Annotated in this window: 19 protein-coding genes; 7 read left to right on the top strand and 12 right to left on the bottom strand. The window is 69.2% G+C overall.

What is annotated here, in order from left to right; genetic code table 11:
- Positions 1-25 precede the first annotated feature (25 nt).
- The 5 genes from K1T34_RS33775 to K1T34_RS33755 all read right to left on the bottom strand — a co-directional run bounded on the left by K1T34_RS33775 (position 26) and on the right by K1T34_RS33755 (position 5,667).
- Complete coding sequence (locus tag K1T34_RS33775; protein WP_220238798.1) at positions 26-1,381, bottom strand: MFS transporter; 1,356 nt, start codon at positions 1,379-1,381, stop codon at positions 26-28.
- 138 nt (positions 1,382-1,519) lie between these two features.
- Complete coding sequence (locus K1T34_RS33770) at positions 1,520-2,458, bottom strand: LysR family transcriptional regulator (RefSeq protein WP_220238797.1); 939 nt, start codon at positions 2,456-2,458, stop codon at positions 1,520-1,522.
- Positions 2,459-2,581: 123 nt separating this feature from the next.
- Positions 2,582-4,345, bottom strand: a complete 1,764-nt coding sequence (locus tag K1T34_RS33765; protein ID WP_220238796.1) for an FtsX-like permease family protein — start codon at positions 4,343-4,345, stop codon at positions 2,582-2,584.
- A gap of 3 nt (positions 4,346-4,348) precedes the next feature.
- The gene (locus K1T34_RS33760) at positions 4,349-5,128 is read right to left on the bottom strand and encodes an ABC transporter ATP-binding protein (RefSeq protein WP_220238795.1); all 780 of its coding nucleotides are present in this window, start codon (positions 5,126-5,128) and stop codon (positions 4,349-4,351) included.
- Positions 5,125-5,667, bottom strand: coding sequence for a PadR family transcriptional regulator (locus K1T34_RS33755; RefSeq protein WP_220238794.1), 543 nt, complete (start codon positions 5,665-5,667; stop codon positions 5,125-5,127). Before K1T34_RS33755 ends, K1T34_RS33760 begins: the two co-directional genes overlap by 4 nt.
- Positions 5,668-6,080: 413 nt before the next feature.
- Here K1T34_RS33755 and K1T34_RS33750 point away from each other — a divergent pair, with 413 nt between their 5' ends.
- From K1T34_RS33750 to K1T34_RS33730, 6 genes are all read left to right on the top strand, one after another.
- On the top strand, positions 6,081-6,536 hold the full coding sequence (locus tag K1T34_RS33750) for a MerR family transcriptional regulator (protein ID WP_220238793.1): 456 nt from the start codon (positions 6,081-6,083) through the stop codon (positions 6,534-6,536).
- Between the two features lie 14 nt (positions 6,537-6,550).
- Positions 6,551-7,630 (top strand): NAD-dependent epimerase/dehydratase family protein, encoded by a 1,080-nt coding sequence (locus tag K1T34_RS33745; RefSeq protein WP_220238792.1) that lies wholly within the window; start codon positions 6,551-6,553, stop codon positions 7,628-7,630.
- Positions 7,627-7,758: a hypothetical protein gene (locus K1T34_RS53630; RefSeq protein ID WP_255637746.1), complete on the top strand. Its 132-nt coding sequence runs from the start codon at positions 7,627-7,629 to the stop codon at positions 7,756-7,758. The genes K1T34_RS33745 and K1T34_RS53630 overlap by 4 nt, the downstream gene beginning before the upstream one ends.
- A gap of 425 nt (positions 7,759-8,183) precedes the next feature.
- On the top strand, positions 8,184-8,324 hold the full coding sequence (locus tag K1T34_RS33740) for a hypothetical protein (protein WP_220238791.1): 141 nt from the start codon (positions 8,184-8,186) through the stop codon (positions 8,322-8,324).
- Between the two features lie 45 nt (positions 8,325-8,369).
- The gene (gene glnA, locus K1T34_RS33735) at positions 8,370-9,794 is read left to right on the top strand and encodes a type I glutamate--ammonia ligase (protein ID WP_220238790.1); all 1,425 of its coding nucleotides are present in this window, start codon (positions 8,370-8,372) and stop codon (positions 9,792-9,794) included.
- Between the two features lie 83 nt (positions 9,795-9,877).
- Positions 9,878-10,570, top strand: coding sequence for a gamma carbonic anhydrase family protein (locus K1T34_RS33730; RefSeq protein ID WP_220238789.1), 693 nt, complete (start codon positions 9,878-9,880; stop codon positions 10,568-10,570).
- 804 nt (positions 10,571-11,374) lie between these two features.
- On the opposite strand, the gene K1T34_RS33725 is transcribed toward K1T34_RS33730, so the two are convergent.
- Positions 11,375-12,439 (bottom strand): aldo/keto reductase, encoded by a 1,065-nt coding sequence (locus K1T34_RS33725; RefSeq protein ID WP_220238788.1) that lies wholly within the window; start codon positions 12,437-12,439, stop codon positions 11,375-11,377.
- Between the two features lie 116 nt (positions 12,440-12,555).
- Here K1T34_RS33725 and K1T34_RS33720 point away from each other — a divergent pair, with 116 nt between their 5' ends.
- A complete protein-coding gene (locus K1T34_RS33720; protein WP_220238787.1) occupies positions 12,556-13,389 on the top strand; it encodes a helix-turn-helix transcriptional regulator in 834 nt (277 codons plus the stop codon).
- 312 nt (positions 13,390-13,701) lie between these two features.
- On the opposite strand, the gene K1T34_RS33715 is transcribed toward K1T34_RS33720, so the two are convergent.
- From K1T34_RS33715 to K1T34_RS33690, 6 genes are read right to left on the bottom strand one after another with little or no spacing between them, the layout of a single operon-like run.
- Positions 13,702-14,040, bottom strand: a complete 339-nt coding sequence (locus tag K1T34_RS33715) for a hypothetical protein (RefSeq protein ID WP_220238786.1) — start codon at positions 14,038-14,040, stop codon at positions 13,702-13,704.
- Positions 14,041-14,066: 26 nt separating this feature from the next.
- The gene (locus K1T34_RS33710; RefSeq protein WP_220238785.1) at positions 14,067-14,762 is read right to left on the bottom strand and encodes an SDR family NAD(P)-dependent oxidoreductase; all 696 of its coding nucleotides are present in this window, start codon (positions 14,760-14,762) and stop codon (positions 14,067-14,069) included.
- A complete protein-coding gene (locus K1T34_RS33705; RefSeq protein WP_220238784.1) occupies positions 14,759-15,523 on the bottom strand; it encodes an SDR family NAD(P)-dependent oxidoreductase in 765 nt (254 codons plus the stop codon). Before K1T34_RS33705 ends, K1T34_RS33710 begins: the two co-directional genes overlap by 4 nt.
- Entirely contained in the window at positions 15,516-16,895 is a 1,380-nt protein-coding gene (locus tag K1T34_RS33700) for an MFS transporter (protein WP_220238783.1), read from the bottom strand. The genes K1T34_RS33705 and K1T34_RS33700 overlap by 8 nt, the downstream gene beginning before the upstream one ends.
- Positions 16,892-17,782: a polysaccharide deacetylase gene (locus K1T34_RS33695; RefSeq protein WP_220238782.1), complete on the bottom strand. Its 891-nt coding sequence runs from the start codon at positions 17,780-17,782 to the stop codon at positions 16,892-16,894. Before K1T34_RS33695 ends, K1T34_RS33700 begins: the two co-directional genes overlap by 4 nt.
- A 52-nt stretch (positions 17,783-17,834) precedes the next feature.
- On the bottom strand, positions 17,835-18,824 hold the full coding sequence (locus K1T34_RS33690; protein ID WP_220238781.1) for an asparaginase: 990 nt from the start codon (positions 18,822-18,824) through the stop codon (positions 17,835-17,837).
- Positions 18,825-18,834 lie beyond the last annotated feature (10 nt).

Below are 18,834 nucleotides of genomic sequence, written 5' to 3'. Positions count from 1 at the left end.
GCTCCTCGTTCTTGTCGGGGCGGGATCATTCGGCCGTCTGCGTGGCCCGGCCCGATTCGACCGGCGTGCCGAGCAGCACCGTGCCCTTGGTCTCCGGGCCGATCCACGCGCCGATGAAGAACAGCACGCCACCCAGGACGATCAGCACCACCGCGGTGTACTCGTACGGCAGCACGGCCTGCAGCACGGTGATCCAGACGCTGTAGAGCGCGGGCAGGATGAGGCTGAGGGTGTAGACCGTGCCATAGCCCGAGGAGCGGACACCGGCGCCGAAGCGCTCGTTGAGGTAGACGACCAGGCAGCCGAGCGGGGCGTTGGGCAGTACGAAGGCGACGAACGCGAGGATGCCGATCGGCAGGAACCCCGCCCCGGACCGCGCGACCAGCACGAGGAACACGTAGGCGAGGCTCGCCCCGACGGTGATGGCGACAGCGCAGCCGAGCAGCAGTTTCCGGCGGCCGATCCGCTGGCCCAGTACCCCGGCGAGGATCATGCCGATAATCGTCGCGACGTTGGCGATGATCTCCAGCGTGCTCACGTTGGACGGGTTCTGGTGCAGGACGCCGACCAGGAGCCCGGGCATGAACGAGAGCACGATCTGGGCGGCGAACCACATACCGGTCATCAGGAGGAAAACCTGACCGAAGCCACGGATGTTGCGTCGGCTGAACAGCTCGAAAAGCGGCGCGCGATTTCCCTTTCGCGATTTCTTGAGTGCCTCGAGGTCGACCTCTTTGACGCGCGAATAGTAGGCGACGTACGCGATTCCGAGCAGAAACCCGAAGAAGAACGGAATGCGCCAGCCCCAGGATTGCAGGTCCGGACCGGAAAACCGTTCCAGCACCACGAGCTGAATGATGCTGATGAGCGTGATCGCCGCGGGAGCACCGGCCGCCATCACGCCGCCGACCAGCCCACGCCGGCTCATCGGCGAGCGTTCGATAGCCAGCGGGACCGGCCCCGCGTAGCCGCCACCCAGGAAGACACCGCCGATCAGGCGAAGCAGGATCAAGCCGACGATCGAGCCATAACCCCAGGTTGCGTAGCCCGGCATGAGGCCGATGAGCAGGGTGACGATCGTGAACCCGACGCCGGTGATGAGGGTGACGCGGCGGCGCCCGATCTTGTCCGCCAGGTTACCGAAGATCGGGCCGCCGATCGGCCGTCCGAGCAAGGTGACGACGAAGATGACGGTCACCAGGGTGACCTTCGTCGTCGCCGGCATGGAGGGCGGTTCGAAGTAGTCCATCACCGCCGGCAGCACGAGCGCGGGCAGATAGATGTCGAAGCTGTCGACGAACAATGAGAGGATGCCGCCGACGATCGATCGTCGTGCTTCCGGAGTCAGTCGCTCGTCTGTCGTGGATACGGTCGTCGACATCCAGGGAATTCCTTCCGATCACGAATACCGCTCCGCTGCGATATATCGCTGACACCGAAGGAGTCTAAGAATCCTCGCCGTAGCCCGGAAGTCAGAAATCCTGATCCCGATAATCAGCCTGGGTTATGGTTGGCGCCGTCAGTCCAGCCGCTCGCCGATGCCGCGCAGCGCCTCGCGCAGCCAGGCGTGCGCGGGATCGAGGTCGAGGTCGTCGTGCCACCACAGCGTCTCGACGATCCCCTCCGGCTCGCCGGGGCACTCGAGGACCGAGATGTCGGACCGCTTCGCGAACTCGACGGCCAGCCGGCGTTGCACCAGCGCGATCCGGTGGGTTCCGACCACGAGCGCGGGCACGGCCTGGTAGCTCTCCACGCTCATCGCGACCCGCGGCGCGAGCCCCAGCGCGGCGAGCCGGCGCGACACCGGCGGCAGTGGCACCCCCGGCTCGCGGTGATACGGCACCACCCAGTCGAGCCGCTGCAGGTCGGCCAGGGTGAGCCCGGCGGCGCCGAGTTCGTGCCCGGCCCACACGACGCAGACCCACTCGTCGCGGAACAGCTCGGCCGAGCGCAGCCGGGGCAGTTTTTCCAGCTCGATCGGCGGCGCGACGACCCCGTCGACGAACCGGACGACCCGCGGCAGATCCGCGCTCAGCGACTCGCGCACGAGCCGGATCCGCAGCCGCGCGCGCGGCGCCTCCCGCTCGAACAACTCGGCCAGCGGCTGCCCGATCACCGACAGTGTGTAATCGGCCATCAGCAGTGTGAACTCCCGCACCGACGTGCCGGGCGCGAAGCTCGACCCGGTGGCGAACAGCTGCTCGGCCGCCGCGCACACGTCCTCGACCTGGCGGCCGAGCTGGCGAGCCAGCGGGGTCAGGACGTAGCCACGGCCCTCGCGGACCAGCAGCTCGTCGTCGAAGTGCCGCCGCAGCCGCGCCAGCGCCGCGCTCAACGCCGGCTGGCTGACCCCGACCCGCCCCGCCGCGCGGGTCACGTTGCGCTCACGCAGCAGCTCCCGGAGAACGACAAGCAGGTTCAGGTCGAGCCCGGCCAGCTGCGTCGTACGGCGACTCACCTGGCTCCACCCGCTCTGCTTCCGGCCATTCCGGTCACTTTACGGGGCCAGGTCGCCGTCGTTAGGCGCTGTGACGTGTCTCCCGGCGAACGGGCCGAGGCCGGGCGCGCGCTGAGCAAGCACTCAGCCGAGATTGCCGTCGAGGGCGCTCCCCGCAGGGCTCCGAGTGTGGGCCCATGCGGGCAGCGCGGTCAGCACCGCGACGGCGAGCAGGATGGCGAGTACCGCGGTGAGCAGCCACGTGCCCGGGGGCGTGACCTGGGTTCCGAACAGCCAGTACAGCCCGAGCCCGACCGGGACACCCGTCACCACTCCGGGCACGGCGGGCAGGAGCTGCGAGACGCTCAACGCCGCGACGACCTGGCCAGGTGTGGCGCCCAGGGTGCGGGAGATGGTCAGCGCGCGGCGGGCCTGCACGGCGGTGCTCCAGCCGAGCAGCACAGTGTTCAAAGTGGACAGGGCGATCAGCGCGACGGTGACCGCGAGCAGCACCTGACCGGTTTGGCCGGTGCGCACTTCGATGGGGCCGAACCGCTCGACGGCCGGAGTCGCGTCGAGATCGGCGTGCCACGTGAGCAGCGCGGTGACCATGAGGGTGGTGGCGGCGGTGCCCGCGGAGGCCAGCGCGGCGCGGCCGGGCCGGCCGGCGACCAGCCGGACACCGAGCAGCATCGACGTCGGCAGGTACGCCGTCAGGGCGGTCAGGCGCGGGTGCGCATGCGCCGGGTCGGCCAGGGCGTGGACGGTGCTGCCGCGGGCCGCCCGCGCGGCGGGGCCGAGCGCACCGGTCACGGCGACCACGACAGCCAGCAGCACCGCGGCCAAAACGGTGCCGGCACCGGGAGGGCTGACGGTGTCGAGCAATCCGGCGCTGGGATCGACCAGGTGGGGTGCGGCCACCGTCGCGGCGGTCAATCCGAATGCCGTGGCCACGAGAGTGAGCACCAGGTACTGCGCCAGCAGCACTGCGGCGACCGTGCCGGGCCCCGCGCCGACGGCCTTGAGCACTGCCGCACGCCGATTGTCGCGGGCGGCGCGCGCGGTGGCGAGCGCCGCGAGGGTGACCATCGCGGCGATGGTGAGCAGCCAGCCGCCGATGACCAGCGTGGGCCGGGTGAACTCGATGATGGCCTTGTCCGTCTGCAGGACGTTCTGCCAGTAGTGGAAGAACGTGTCGCCGTCGGGACGCAAGGCCCGGACCGCCGCGGACTTCCCGAACCCGGTGGCCGCATAGGGGTCGGACAGCTTCAAGTAGATCAGATGGACGCCGGAATCACCGCCCGCCGCCGCGCGGGCGTCGGCGGTGGTGAGCCAGACCATCCCACCGGGGTCGGACGGCCCGATCTGCGCCGGGTCACCCCACGGATACACCGCGGTCGCCGCGCTGATCGCGATCCCCACGACGGGAACGCTACGGCCACTTACGGTGATCCGGTCCCCGACACCCACTCCGAGCGACTGGGCGAAGCCGCGCTCGATCACCGCTCCACCGGCACTCACCCAGGTCCCCGAAGTCACCAATGGACGGTCCACAGAGGACGTTTCGGCGGCACGCCCCTCCACCGCGGAGTGCGCGGAACGGCCGTGCGCCTGGATGGTGGTGTCGAACGCGAAGAACGGGCCTCCGACCGCGGTCACGCCGGGCACCCGGGCCAGGCGCGACGCGAAGGCGGCGGGGTCGGGGTCCGCGGTCACCGACATCACGTCGGGGCCGGCGGTGGCTTCCCGGGTCTTCGCGTACCCGTCGGACACCGCGCCGGTGGTCGCGATGCCGACCGTCAGGCTGACGCTGGCGAGAGTGACGGCGACCAGGAAGGTCGCGGCCTCGGCCGGACGGCGGCGCAGGTCGCGCGCGGCCAAGCGCCACATCAGCAGCAGGCGCCCCACGGCTCAGCCCTCCCAGCTCAGGAGCGCGCCGAGCGGTCGGGTGCCGCCGTCCAGGCGGGTGTCGTCGAGCAGCGTTCCGTCGCGCAGGGCGACGACGCGGTCCGCCGTGGCGGCGACGCGCTCGTCGTGGGTGACCACGACCAGGGTCTGGCGGGCGGCGCGCAGTTCGCCGAAGAGCCGCAGGATGTCCCGGGTCGCGGTGCTGTCGAGGTTTCCGGTGGGCTCGTCTGCGAAGACCACCAGCGGCTCATTGACCAGCGCACGGGCGATCGCGACCCGCTGTCGCTGCCCGCCCGACAGCTCCGAGGGCAGGTGCCGGGCCCGGTTGGCGAGTCCGACCCGCTCGAGGAGCCCGGTGGCACGGGTGCGGGCCGCCCGAGGCGAGGCGCCGGCGAGCAGCGCCGCCAGCTCGACGTTCTCCACCGCGCTCAGCTCGTCCATCAGGTGGAAGGACTGGAAGACGAAGCCGATGGCGCGGCGCCGCAGCCGGGCCAGCGCCCGCTCGCCGAGGTGGTCGATGCGCCGGCCGCCGAGCCACACCTCGCCGCCGGTCGGCCGGTCGAGACCGCCGAGCAGCTGCAGAAGGGTCGATTTGCCGCAGCCGCTGGGACCGGTCACGGCGAGCATCTGCCCGCCGGGCACGTCGAGGTCGACCGCGTCGACGGCGCGCACCACGCTCTTGCCCTGTCCATACGCCCGCGACAGACCGACCGCGCGCACCACCCCGGGCCGGCCGCTCTCCCGCGGTGCGCGGCCGCTGACCAGCCGACCGTCTCTCGTCATCCGTTTCCTCCGTCTTTCCCCCGCGTGGCGCGGGCGGCCCAGGTCCGCTCACACGCCTCCAGCCAGCGCAGATCGGCCTGCAACCGCAGGGCGACGCCCTCCAGGAGCAGTCCGGCCTCCGAGTTCGGGTCGTGATCGAGGCTGGCCTGCTGGGCCTCGGCAAGGCTGCGCATCAGCTCGCGCCGCCGCGCATCCACCAGCGCGAGCGGATCGGCCAGGCCCGACTCGGCGGCGGCCACGAGCTTCAGGTGGAACTCCGGCACGTCCGCTCTCGGCCCGGCACTCTCGCCCATCCACGCGGTCACCCGCTCCTGCCCGGCCGCCGTCAGCGCGTACACCTTGCGCCGCGGGCCGCGCACCGGCGCGTCCTCGCGGTCCTGCACGACCAGGCCCGCCTTCTCGAGCCGCGCGAGCGTCACGTAGACCTGCCCCACGTTCAGCGTCTCCCCCAGCGGTCCCAGCGCCGCCACCAGCCGGCGGCGCAGGTCATACCCGTGCGACGGCTCCTTGGCCAGCAACGCCAGCACCACGTCCTGCACGACCCGTCCTCCCCTGCGGTACCGCAATAGATAGCGGTTATCTAAAAAGGTGTCAACCACCGGTCTCCGGCAACTGCCGATCCGGGACGCATCATCGGATCCCTGCACAAAGCAAGCGCCACGCCGAGATTTCCGGGGATTCATCCCCCAGCGTCCGACTTCGTCGAGCAGACACTCCGACGGAGTGCGTACAACTCTCCACACCGCCATCTCCAGCCGATATGTCGGATTAGCCGGAAGCTGGCGCCGGTCAAGCGGTGGTTGGATGCCTGAGCCGCGAATCTCCGCCCTCATCCCCCGAGTGCGCCGGAGCTAGGTGTAGTGACCATGGACGTTGTTGATCGGTGACATGCGTCCCATTGATCTATGTGTGGGCTTGACTTCAAGCGCTTCAAGTATCGGAGGCTTCCCCCATGGCAGCAGCGACCGGAGAGCAAGCAGCGGGTCTGACCGTTCAGGAGATGGCGCGACGGTCGGGTTTCAGTGAGCCCACGCTTCGCTACTACGAGAAGATCGGCCTGCTCGGAGCGGTCGCCCGGGACGAGTCCAGTGGTCATCGCCGGTACGAGCCGGCGACTGCGGCCCGCGTCGAGGCACTGTCTTGCCTGCGTTCGGCGGGAGTGACGGTCAGTGGGATGCGCCGCTACCTGGACCTGCTCGCCCGCGGAGACTCCGCGGCGGCCGATCAGCGGGATCTGTTCGCCTCGCAGGCGGAAAAGCTGGCCGCTGACATTGAGCAGCTTCAGCTGCGCCTGACGTATCTGCGGCGAAAGGCGGATCTGTGGGACGCCCGGGTCCGTGGGGACGCCACCGCCGAGAAGCGCGCGGGCGCAGCGATCATGCGCGTACTTGAACAATTCACACACTGAAGGACCGAACAAAAATGAGCACAGACGATCTCACCGTCTCCAACCTCGAACGCGGGACAGTACTGGTCACCGGCGGTACCGGTTTCGTCGGCGGACACTCGATCGCCCGGCTGCTGCACGAGGGGTATCAGACCCGCGTGACGGTTCGGGAGTCCGGACAGGAGGCCGCGGTACTCGCAGCCCTCCAGCAAGCCGAGGTGGATCCGGCGGATCGGCTGGAGTTCGCTGTCGCCAACCTCAGCGCCGACGAGGGCTGGGAGGAACCCATGCGCGGCGTCAGTCACGTACTGCACCACGCGTCGCCCTTCCCCACCACTGCGCCCGAGACCGAGGACGAACTCATCATCCCCGCCCGTGACGGTGCGCTGCGGGTCATCTCCGCGGCCCGAAAGGCCGGGGTAACGCGGATCGTGATGACGTCCTCGTACGCCGCAGTCGGATACACGGTGAAGCCCGACAACCACTACTCGGAGGCGGACTGGACCGACCCGGACACCGAGGGCCTGCCCGCCTACCACAAGTCGAAGGTCCTCGCCGAACGTGCGGCCTGGAACTACGTCGACACCCACGAAGACATCGAGCTGACCGTCGTCAACCCCACCGGCATTTTCGGCCCCCAACTGGGCACCCGCCCGTCCGGCTCGGTGGGCCTGGTCAGAGGCATGCTGACCGGGCAGATGCCCTCGGTGCCGATCATGTACTTCGGCGTCGTCGACGTACGTGACGTCGTGGACCTGCATCTGCGGGCCATGCTGCACCCGAACGCGGCGGGCGAGCGCTTCATCGCCGTGAGCGGAGCGTCGATCAGCTTCTTCCAAATGGCACAGATCCTGCGTGAGCACTTCCCCGCCGCAGCCGCCATGCTGCCTACCGTCGAACTGACCCTTGAGCAGGTACACGAGGCCGCGAAGACACAGCCGGCCCTGCGGGACGCCGCGGCCCTTCAAGGCCGGATCCCGGTCATCAGCAATGAAAAGGCCCGCACGATGCTGGACTGGAAGCCCCGGGATGTCACCGAGACGATCGTGGCAACCGCCGACAGCCAGATCCGACGGGGCCTGACCCCGCCCGAGAACAACAGGCTTCGGCCGTGACCGACCTCCCTTGCGACGGGCCCGAACGGCAGCCGCAAACGAGCGTGCTCGACCCGCCGAGCCGAACCCGCACGGTCCGCCTGACGACCTACTGCAACGACGGCACCCCGATCCCGACCCCGGTATGACACGTGGTGCAGGCAGTGAACTCACGCGACTACGAGAGGAACTCCCGATGTCCCGAGCCGTGGTCCTGACCGGGCTCGGGGCGGATGCCCGCCCGCTGCCGGCGGTGGAGCGGCAGTCTGACGCCGGACGTCGCGCACATTCGCCGGTGTGGTGCGACGTCCCGTTGGAGATTCTCAATTTTCCGGGCGAGGACGGTTATCCGGGTCGGTGTCAGTGGGTAGTTCCAGGCCGCACAGCAATACTGTGCTGCGTTGGAAGAAGAGGTTCGCCAAGCTCACCGTAGGCGTCCTCGATGTGCAGTAAACTCATTCCCCAGCGCAACTGCGCCCGGCGGTGGGGCTCGCCGGACCCGAACCGCGGCTTCGGCCGCCAACGGTCCCTACCTGGTCCACGATCCCAGCAATACAGGTTGGGGTGCGCGCCCATGACAAGTCCGGCCATGCCGCTCGGCGGCCCACCCGGGATGGCTCTCCGCGCCTGCGTCGATCCGCCGGCGCCCACCGGACTGCCGAAACCCGCCTGGTGGCAGCCCATCGCGATCGGCGGCGTCGTCCTGGTGTCCTGAGCCCGCCGCAATCCGTCCTCGATACCGCGAAGGAGACAGGAGAACATGTTCACCAACGCCGACGAGATCCTCCGCTTCATCGCCGATGAGGACGTCCAGTTCATCGACGTCCAGTTCTGCGACCTGCCCGGCATCATGCAGCACTTCACCGTCCCGGCCGTCTCCTTTGACGCGGAGTCCTTCACCGACGGGCTCGCCTTCGACGGCTCGTCGGTCCGCGGGTTCCAGTCGATCCACGAGTCGGACATGTTGCTGCTTCCCGACCCGGTCACGGCCCGCGTCGACCCATTCCGAGCCCAGAAGACGCTCGCGATGAACTTCTTCGTACACGACCCGTTCACGCACGAGGCGTACAGCCGCGACCCGCGCAACATCGCCCGCAAGGCCGAGCAGTACATCACCGAATCCAGCATCGCGGACCGGGCGTTCTTCGGGCCGGAAGCGGAGTTCTACATCTTCGACTCCGTCCGGTTCGACTCCGCGGAGAACGGCGCCTTCCACGAGGTCGACTCGATCGAGGGCTGGTGGAACACAGGCGCCGACGAAGCCGGCGGGAACCAGGGCTACAAAACGCCGTACAAGGGCGGCTACTTCCCCGTCCCACCACGGGATCACTACGCCGACCTGCGTGATGAGATGGTGCGCAACTTGGCCGGCGTCGGGATCGTCGTGGAGAAGGCGCACCACGAGGTCGGCAGCGGCGGCCAGGCCGAGGTCAACTACAAGTTCAACACCCTCCTGCACGCCGCCGACGACCTGCAGCTGTTCAAGTACATCGTGAAGAACACCGCCTGGGCGGCCGGCAAGACCGTCACTTTCATGCCCAAACCGCTCTTCGGCGACAACGGCTCCGGCATGCACTGCCACCAATCCCTGTGGGACGAGAACGGGCCCCTGTTCTACGACGAGACCGGTTACGGCGGCCTGTCCGACATCGGGCGCCACTACGTCGGCGGCATCCTGCACCACGCGCCGAGCCTGCTGGCCTTCACCAACCCGACGATGAACTCCTACCACCGCCTCGTCCCCGGCTACGAGGCACCGATCAACCTCGTGTACTCCCAGCGCAACCGCTCCGCCTGCGTCCGAATCCCGATCACCGGCGCCAGCCCCAAGGCCAAGCGCATCGAATTCCGCTGCCCCGATTCCTCGGGCAACCCCTACCTCGCGTTCGCCGCCATGCTGATGGCCGGCCTCGACGGGATCCACAACAAGACCGAACCGGCGCCGCCGATCGACAAGGACCTCTACGAACTGCCACCCGACGAAGCCCGCGACGTCGCCCAGGTACCCGGGTCTCTGGAGGCTGTGATCGACCGGTTGGAAACCGACCACGAGTTCCTCCTCAGAGGTGGCGTGTTCACTCCGGACGTGATCGAGACCTGGATCGACTTCAAGCGGGAACACGAAATCGACCCGCTGCGGCTGCGCCCGCACCCGTTCGAATTCGCTTTGTACTACGACGTGTGAGGGGTTACGACGCTGAACAACCGGGATCGGACCCGGCTTTCGCCGCCGCCGGTACCGATCTTCCCCACCGATCGGAGGCCGCGATGACATTTCCCGAGGACTACCTGCATCCGGTGGGCCGCGGCGCGGTTTTCATCGAACACCAGCACCGGCACCCGCGGGTCGACAAGTCGGCGTACATCGCCCCGACAGCCGTGCTGTGTGGAGATATCACCGTCGGGCCGCACAGCCGGGTCCTCTTCGGCGCCGTGCTCACCGCGGAGGGAGGGCCGGTCGAGATCGGCGCGCATTGCGTGATCATGGAGCACGCGGTGCTGCGCGGCTCCCTGCGCCATCCGGTTCGCCTCGGGGACCACGTCCTGGTCGGGCCGCACGCTCACCTCAGTGGCTGCGTCGTGGAAGGCAACGCGCGAGTCGCGACCGGCGCGATGCTGTACAACGGCGCGCGCATCGGGTCCGGCGCCGATGTCGGGTTCGGGGCCGTGGTGCACGTGAACACCGTGGTTCCGCCGGGAACGGCGGTGCCGATAGGCTGGTTCGCCGGCGGTGACCCGGTTCGGCTGATCCCACCGCAGCAGTGGGAACGCATCACCGCGGTGATGGAACCGCTCGACTACCAGGGAACCGTCTTCGGCGTGACTGAGGCGCCAGGCGAACCGGTGATGACCCGGATCGCGCAACGCTACGCGCGGGCGCTGGCACTGCACCGCTACGACGAGAACGTCACCCCGGAACTGCTCGGCGAGCCGGACGGTGAGCGGAGGGATCGCGTGTGACCCGGCTTCCTCCCGATGAACGCCGATCCGTTCCTTCCGGAGTGGCGCGGGGAGAACACACACGCAAGCCAAGGGAAGACCTCGAACGAGCGGACTGGCCGCTCCCACCGGGCGCAAAGAGCTCGCGAAGCCGGCGAGACCACAGAATCCCCATGGCTCCTCGAAATGATCGAAAACTTCGCCGGCCTCTACATCGCCTACGACGCCAGGAAGCTCTACGTCGCCTACCGCCTGCTCTCAGCTCAGATTCATCCCAGCCCACAGAGTAAATGGGACTGTTCCAAGATCGGTGTTTCCGGCCCGACACGCCGGGCTGCGGTCTGGCGGGATGCGGTTGCTGCACCGCGCGACAGTCGTCGGCCTGGACGGACCGATCTTATCGGCTCCGGCCGCTTCAGTCTACATTGGACAAGCCGCGGAAGGCGGTGAACGCGCATGCCTCCTGACCCACGCGACCCGACCTGCAACGCGACCCGCAAGACCTGCCCGATCTGCCGGGAAGCGTTCGTGGCCACCGGCCGGCAAGCCAAGACCCGGCTCTACTGCTCACCCCGGTGCAAACGCACCACCGGCGCCCGCCCGGAGGTCGAGCGCACCACGCCCGCATCCAGCGTCGCCAGGCCCTTCGGGACACGGGCGCCTGCGGCGACCCCGCCGGCGCCCGCGGCGCCGCTGCCACACTCCGCCGCTGACACCAGTCGCGCTGCAGCCCTCAGCTGGGGCATTTCAGCGAGCGCGTCCGGCCCACTTCAGAGAGCGCCATCAGAGTACGGCGGTAGTGCTGCCTCACCGCTATGTCGAGTATCAGCGGTGGGTTTGGATCTTCAGGTCGCCTGCGGTCGCAGCGTGGATGTGATCACTGGCGAGCATGTCGTGCGGGTAGCCGAGGTCGATCGCGCTGACCTTGTCGAGGCGGGCCAGCTGATCGGCGGTGAAGTCGACCTCCAGGGCGCCCAGATTTCCCACCAGCTGCTCGGGGGTGCGAGCGCCGACAACGGGTGCCGTCACTCCCGGGTTCTGCAGGGTCCACGCCAGTGCAACCTGGGCGGATGTGTGTCCCACCTCCGCGGCGACCTCCCGCACGACGTCGGCGATGGCGAGGGTGCGTTCGGTGACCATGCCCAAGCCGGCGTTGAAGCTCTTGCGGTTGCTTTCATCGGAGTCAGCGCTCGTCGCGGTCAGGTCGGTGCGACTGTACTTGCCGGAAAGCACTCCGCCGCCCAGCGGTGAGAACGGGGTCACCCCCAGCCCCATCGTGCGTGCCATCGGGATCAGGTCACGTTCTCCGCCCCGGTTGATGAGGCTGTATTCGATCTGCAGCGCGACCAGCGGCGACCAGCCGCGCAGGTCGGCGATCGCCTGCATGCGCGAGATCTCCCAGGCCGGAGCGTTGGACATCGCCACGTACAGGACCTTGCCGTGGCGGACCAGGTCGTCCATGCCGCGCAGGATCTCCTCGACCGGTGTCGTGAAGTCCCACACGTGCAGGAAGAGCAGATCGATGTAGTCCGTGTTCAGCTGCCGCAGGCTGGTCTCCACCGACGCGAACAGGCTCTTGCGGTGAGCGCCCCCGGAGTTCGGGTCGCCGGGCCGTCGCAACGTCATGTACTTCGTCGCCAACACCAGGCTCTCGCGGTGGTCGCGGGTGAATTCGCCCAGCATGCGCTCGAAGCTGCCGTTGGTGTAGGTGCTGGCGGTGTCGATGAAGTTGCCGCCGCGCTCGACGTAGGTGTCGAACAGCTTGCGCGCATCGTCCCGCTCGGCGCCCCAGCCCCACTCGGTGCCGAAGGTCGCCGTGCCCAGGGCCAGCGGTGAGACCCGCAACCCGGAGCGGCCCAGCAGCCGGTAGGTGTCGAGAGTGAGCGACATCAAGTCCTCCTGTGCTCGTGATCGTCGTCGAGCACCAGCCTGCGACCACCGCGAGCCGGGGGTAAGGGAAGGAAGTTCCTGGGAACACCAGTCCTACCCAAGCTGTTGGACCAGCCATGATCACCAACGCCGTGGACGTGACACAGGAGCTGGCCGCGTTCCTGCGGACCCGGCGCGAACGCCTCGATCCGCAGGATTTCGGCCTGCCGTCGCGTCGGCAGGCCCGACGGACCCCGGGATTGCGCCGCGAAGAGGTCGCCGAACTGGCCGGGGTCAGCGTCGACTACATCGTGCGACTGGAACAAGCCCGCGGGCTGCGGCCCTCAGCGGAGGTGGTGGAGGCGCTGTCCCGGGCGCTGCGCCTGGCCCCCGACGAACGCGCCTACCTCTTCGGCCTGGCCCGGCAGCGCCCCCGCAACGGCGACAAGCTCGCCACCACTGCGGCGCCGTCGCTGGTCCGGCTGGTCGCCGACCTCTCGCCGCTGCCTGCCATGCTGATGAACCACCGCTACGACATCCTCGCCTGGAACGGCGAAATGGCGAGGCTGCTCCTGGATTTCGACGCGCTGCCGCCGTCGCAGCGCAATGCGATGTGGCTGTGCCTGATGCATCCGGAGATCCGTGAGTTCTATGTCGACCGCGAACGCGTCGTGCGGGAGGGGGTCGCCCACCTGCGCGCCGCGTGGGCTGCGCATCCGGAGGATCAGGCGTTGACCGACCTCATCGCCGAATGCATCACTCGTGACGAGGAATTCGCGCGATTGTGGGACGAGCGAGACGTCAAGGTCAACGGCCGCGGGCGCAAAGTGATGCGGCATCCTGACGTCGGCGTGATCGCAGTGCATTTCGAAACGCTGACGCCAGTTCAAGATCCGGACCAGCTGTTGGTGATCTACCGCGCCGCGGACGAGGAGAGCCAGTCGGCATTGGACGAGCTGTGCGCACGGTGATGTCGAACCGTCCATTCGTGCACTGAGTCGAACCGTCGTTCCCGCATGTTTTCGGGATCCATCGGTGAGATCCGAGCCGAAACATGCCGAGATCGCTGCCGCGATGCCACCGGCCGCGCCGGGCTGCCGACACCACGACACCGAGGACCGTTGTAAGTGCAGAATCGTGAGTCGCGCGATCAGGGGCGCGCCCGCCGACGCATCACGTTTTTCGCGGTGCGGCGCGTGTGCAGCACGCCAGGCAGCGTCAACGGAGCCACATGCGTGACCTGGCCCGCGGGTGCGCTCATCAGCGAGGAGTTGATTCACCAATCACGGCAGTGGTGCGGTACCGGAAGCCGTGATGATGGCGCGCAGCAACCGGATCTCGGTCCGGTACCGCGCTTCGAGCTCGGCGGTCGGGGTGATGGCGGTGGCCGGCGCCGCGGCGAACACAGCCGACCAGACTTCGGCCACGGTCGCGCACGGCACCGGCCGCCGCCCGGGGAGGGCCACGGTGAAACCCTCGGGGCGACCTTTGACCCGGACCCGGTTGCCCGCCGCGGCGCACAGCGCGTCGAGGACCTGGCCGGCGATCAGGTTGCCGCGGGTACTGCGGCCGTCCGGGAACACCGGATCGGCGACGACCGTCCGGCCGCAGGCTCCGCACACCTCGAACCCCTTTCCCGCAGGTGATTTCAGGGCATCACGTCGCCGGAGTTCGGCCCCAGCGTCTGCCCCACGAACAGGTTTCCGCCCGGATCGTCGGCCAGCAGCAGCGCCGCCGGGGCGACCTCCTGCGGGGTGCCGAACCGGCCCAGCGGCAGCTCGGCCCGCTTCGCCACCTTCCAGGCCTCGGAAATGCCGTCCACCAACGGGGTTTCGATGGGGCCGGGGGCGATGGCGTTGACCAGTACGTTGTCCGCCGCCACCTCCAGCGCCACCGCTTTGGTGAACCCGATGACCCCGGCCTTGGCCGCGCTGTAGTGGCCGAGGCCGGTGCCGCCCTTGATGCCCAGCTGCGAGGAGATGTTGATGATCCGGCCCCACCGCTGTGCCCGCATCGGCTTGAGCACCTCCCGGCAACACAGGAACACCCCGGTCAGGTCGACCGCGATGGTCTCGTTCCACACCGCCAGGTCCATGTCCTCGACCGGCGACTCGGTGAGCAGACCGGCCGAGTTCACCAGGACGTCGACCACCCCGAACTCGGTGCGCACCGAGGAGAACGCCGAACGCACACTGTCCTCATCGGACACGTCCACGGCGATCACGTCGGCGCCCGCGCTCCGGTCGAGCACGGCGACGCGGTCGCCGTTGGCCCGGAACGCCGTCGCGATGGCCTGGCCGATGCCGCTGGCGCCGCCGGTGACCACGACGGTCCGGGCGGTCACGCGCGCATCCGGACGGTCAGGCCGCCGTCGACGACGATGGCCTGACCGGTCACGTAGCCGGCGGCCGGCGAGGTGAGGAAGCCGATCACGTCGGCCACCTCCTCCGGCCGGCCGACGCGGCCCCACGGAATATCGCCGCCGGCGCGCGCGAGCCCGTCCGGGCCGAGCGAGTTGACGGGGTCGAGCGACTGCGGCGTCTCGATCAGACCGGGGATCACCGCGTTGGCCCGGATCTGCCGCGGCCCGAGTTCGACCGCGACGCTGCGCACCAGGCCCAACACGCCGGCCTTGGCCGCGGCGTAGTGGGCGTGGTCCTCCCAGCCGTAGACGCCGCCGGCGATGGAGGACACCGCCACCATCGCGCCGCCCTCGCCCATCCGGGTCGAGCCGGCCCGCAGGGTGCGCAGCACGCCGGTCAGGTCGACGTCGAGCATGTCGTGCCAACGCTCGTCCGACAGGTCGGCCAGCGCGGAGTTGCGCAGGACGCCGGCGTTGGCGACCGCGTAGTCCAGCCGGCCGAACTCGTCCACCGCGCGCTGCGCGAACGCCTCCACCTGCTCGGTGCTGCGCACGTCGACCTCGTGCACCACGGCCTTCCCACCCGCCGCCTCGACCTGCCGGAGCGTCTCGGCCGGGTCGTGCGGGTCGCCGGGGAACGTGCCGATCACCGTGTGCACACCACGGTGCGCGTAGTGCACGGCCAGCGCACGGCCGATGCCGCTGGCGGCGCCGGTGACGATCGCCGCTTTCGGCTCAGACATCCGCGTGGTCCTCTCGCAGGGCGACGACGGGCGGTTTGGCGGCGATCATCAGCACACCGGAGACCACGGTGCCGAGCGCGCCGACCCACAGGGCCGCCGCCCCGGTGCCCGAACCCGCCGCGACCGCGGTGAACAGGGCGCCGCCGATGATCGTGCCGGGCTGGCTCATCGCGCCGATGAACGACGTGCCAGTGGCCCGGCAGCTGACCGGGTAGCACTCGGCCATGAAGTACTGGATGGCCGCGTACGGGCCGACCAGGAAGAACAACCCGGCGCCGTAGGTCAGGATGATCACGAACGAAGTGCTCGCGGCCGGGCTGAGCATCAGCGCGAAGCACAGGCCGGAGATGATCCAGCCGATGATGATGGTGCGCTTGCGGCCGATCCGGTCGCCGAGCCAGCCGTGGAACACGTATCCGAAGTAGCCGATGGCGTTGATCACGATCAGCATCCAGAACGCGCTGGACAGCGAAACGTCCTTGGCGTTCTTCAACACCGAGCTGCCCAGCACGCTGAAGATCGCGATGCCGAAGAAGTTCAGGATCCACGCCAGCGACAGCACGATCGTGTTGCGCCGGAACGCCGGTTCCCACAGCCGCTTGAGCGGCGAGGCCGAGGAGTGCTCGACGCCGTAGGACGCGGCCAGCGCGTGCGCGTCGGTCGCGCGCCCGCCCTTCTCCAGTTCGGTCAGCTTCTGGTGCAGCTCGAACTGCGGCGTCTCGCGCAGCTTGCGCCAGATCACCCACACCACGATCGCCGCCGGGACCGCGGCCATCACGTACAGCGCGCGCCAGCCCAGCGAGTCCAGGAAGACGAACGCGAGCGCGCTGGAGAGCAGGAAGCCGAGCGGCCAGCCACCCTGGATGAACGAGTAGTAGAAACCGGGGCGCTTGCGGCGTTTCTCGTCCTCGGTGACCTGGTAGACCTCGTTCATGTAGGTCGCGTTCACCGCCTGCTCGGAGAACCCGAGCCCGCCGAACGAGCGGATGACGGTGAGGATCACGCCGCTGACCGCGCCGAGCGCGGCCGGGATCAGCGCGGTCAGGGTGGAGATGATCGCGGTGCCGCCGATGGTGGTCATCATGCCGCGGCGGCGGCCGAGCCGGTCGATGATCGGGCCGATCCCGAAGCACACGATCGCGGTGCCCACGGCGATCCACGTGTTGATCTGGTAGGCCTCGGACGCGGTCCAGCCGAACGACTCCTGCATCGCGGGCAGCAGCGTGCCGAACAGGCCGTAGTCGAACACCGCGATGGTCCAGGCGATCAGCGCCAGGACGGTGGCGGTGCGGGTGGATTTCCGGGAGAAGGCGGGGAATCTGCGCTTCTCGTCAACGGCGGGCGCCGTCAGGTCGAGGGGTTCGACGCTCACGACCCGGCTCCCTTCCGGGGGTTGCGGGCGAGGAAGGAGTCGGCGATCTGGTCGAAGGTCAGCCAGCTGACGCCATCGTGGGAGTTGATGTGGTCGATGAGCCGCTCCAGCATGAGCAGCACCTGCGGCCGCCCGGACACGTCCGGGTGGATGGTCATGGTGAAGGTGGCCTGGTCCATCTCGCGGTAGACCCAGTCGAATTGGTCCTGCCAGGTCTGGCCGAGCTCGCGCGGGCTGACGAAGCCGTGCGAGTTGGCCGACGCCTTGACGAACATCATCGGCGGCAGGTCGTCGAGGTACCAGTTCGCCGGGATCTCGACCAGGTCCGTCTCCTCGCCGCGGACCAGGGGCTTCATCCAGGTCTCGGCCGGCTGGGCGTAGTCAATCTTGGTCCAGCTGTCGCCGACCCGGACGTAGTACGGCTCGAAGTCGCGGTGCATCAGCGAGTGGTCGTACTTGATGCCGCGTTCGAGCAGGATCTCGTTGGTGACGGGGGAAAATTCCCACCACGGCGCCACGTAGCCGGTGGGCCGGCGGCCGGCGACCTTCTCGATCAGGTCGATCGAGCGGTCCAGGATGGCCGTCTCCTGCTCGCGGGTCATCGCGATCGGGTTCTCGTGCGAGTAGCCGTGCGCACCGATCTCGTGCCCGGCGTCGACGATGGCGCGGGTCAGGTCGGGGAAGGTCTCGATGGAGTGGCCGGGCACGAACCACGTCGTGGTCAGCCCGTACCGCTCGAACAGACGCAGCAACCGCGGGCCGCCGACCTCGCCGCTGAACATCCCGCGGGAGATGTCGCAGGGCGAGTCTTCACCGCCGTAGGAGCCGAGCTGGCCGGCCACGGCATCGACGTCGATGCCGAACGCGACCTGGATGTCCTTCGTCATGAACAAGCCTTTCGTGGAGTGGGGAACAACGGATGCGGGCCGAGCAACGGAGTCAGGGTTCGCCTCCCCTCCGCGCGAAGGCCGCCGCGATGTCTTCGCGGGACCACCCGAGCCGCAGGAGCAAAGACAGCAGGATGAGCGACTGGGAAGGACGTAGCAGCCCAGTCGGGATCGCGCCGGCGGCCAGCAGGTCCTTGCCGCCGCCGGCGCCGTACACCGGGACGACCGGGCCGGCCTCGACGCGAGTGCTGGTGACCACCACCAGGCCCCGCGCGGTGGCCTCGGCGACGGCCTCGCACAGCACCGGGTTGGCGTTGCCGATCCCGGTCCCCTGCAGCACGATTCCGGCCGCGCCGGCGGCCAGCGACGCGCGCAGGTGCGCCGCGTCGGCGCCCGGGTAGGACGCCACCAAGTCGACGCGGCAGCCGGCGCCGCCGTCCGGCAGCGGCAGCGGCTCGGGCCGGTCGCCGGCCCAGCCGTCGCGGCCCTCGTCGGGATTGCTGAACGCGTGGGCCAGCAGGGTTTCCGACTTGCGCACCCCGCGGGCGGCGAACACCTCGCCCGCGAAGCAGACCAGCACCCCGCGGTCGCGGGTGTCGGGCGTGCCCGCGAGGGCCAGGGCGCGGGCCAGGTTGTCCGGGCCGTCCGGGTTGGGCGCGTCCGCGGCCCGCTGCGCGCCGGTGAACACCACCGGGCGCGGGTCCGCGTGCACGAGGTCGGCGAGGAACGCCGTCTCCTCCATGGTGTCGGTGCCGTGCGTGACCACGACGCCGACCACCGCGGGGTCAGCCAGCGCTTCACGGATCCGGGCGCAGACCAGCAGCATGTCGTCCACGTCGAGCATGTACGAACCGACCCGCAGCACGTCGACCACGCGCACTGGCAGCGAGTGCGGCCCGCCGGTGCTGCGCAGCAGGTCGTCGGCGCCGTCCGAGGCGACGGCGGCGCCGTCCAGCTCCGCACGGCTGCGGGAGGAGATCGTGCCGCCGGTCGCGAGCAGCACGACGTGCTCACCTCGTTCCCTCGTCCGGCCGGTCGTCACGAACGCTCTA

Source organism: Amycolatopsis sp. DSM 110486 (genome assembly GCF_019468465.1).
Taxonomy (GTDB): Bacteria; Actinomycetota; Actinomycetes; order Mycobacteriales; family Pseudonocardiaceae; genus Amycolatopsis.
This window is presented reverse-complemented; position numbering and strand designations above follow the sequence as displayed.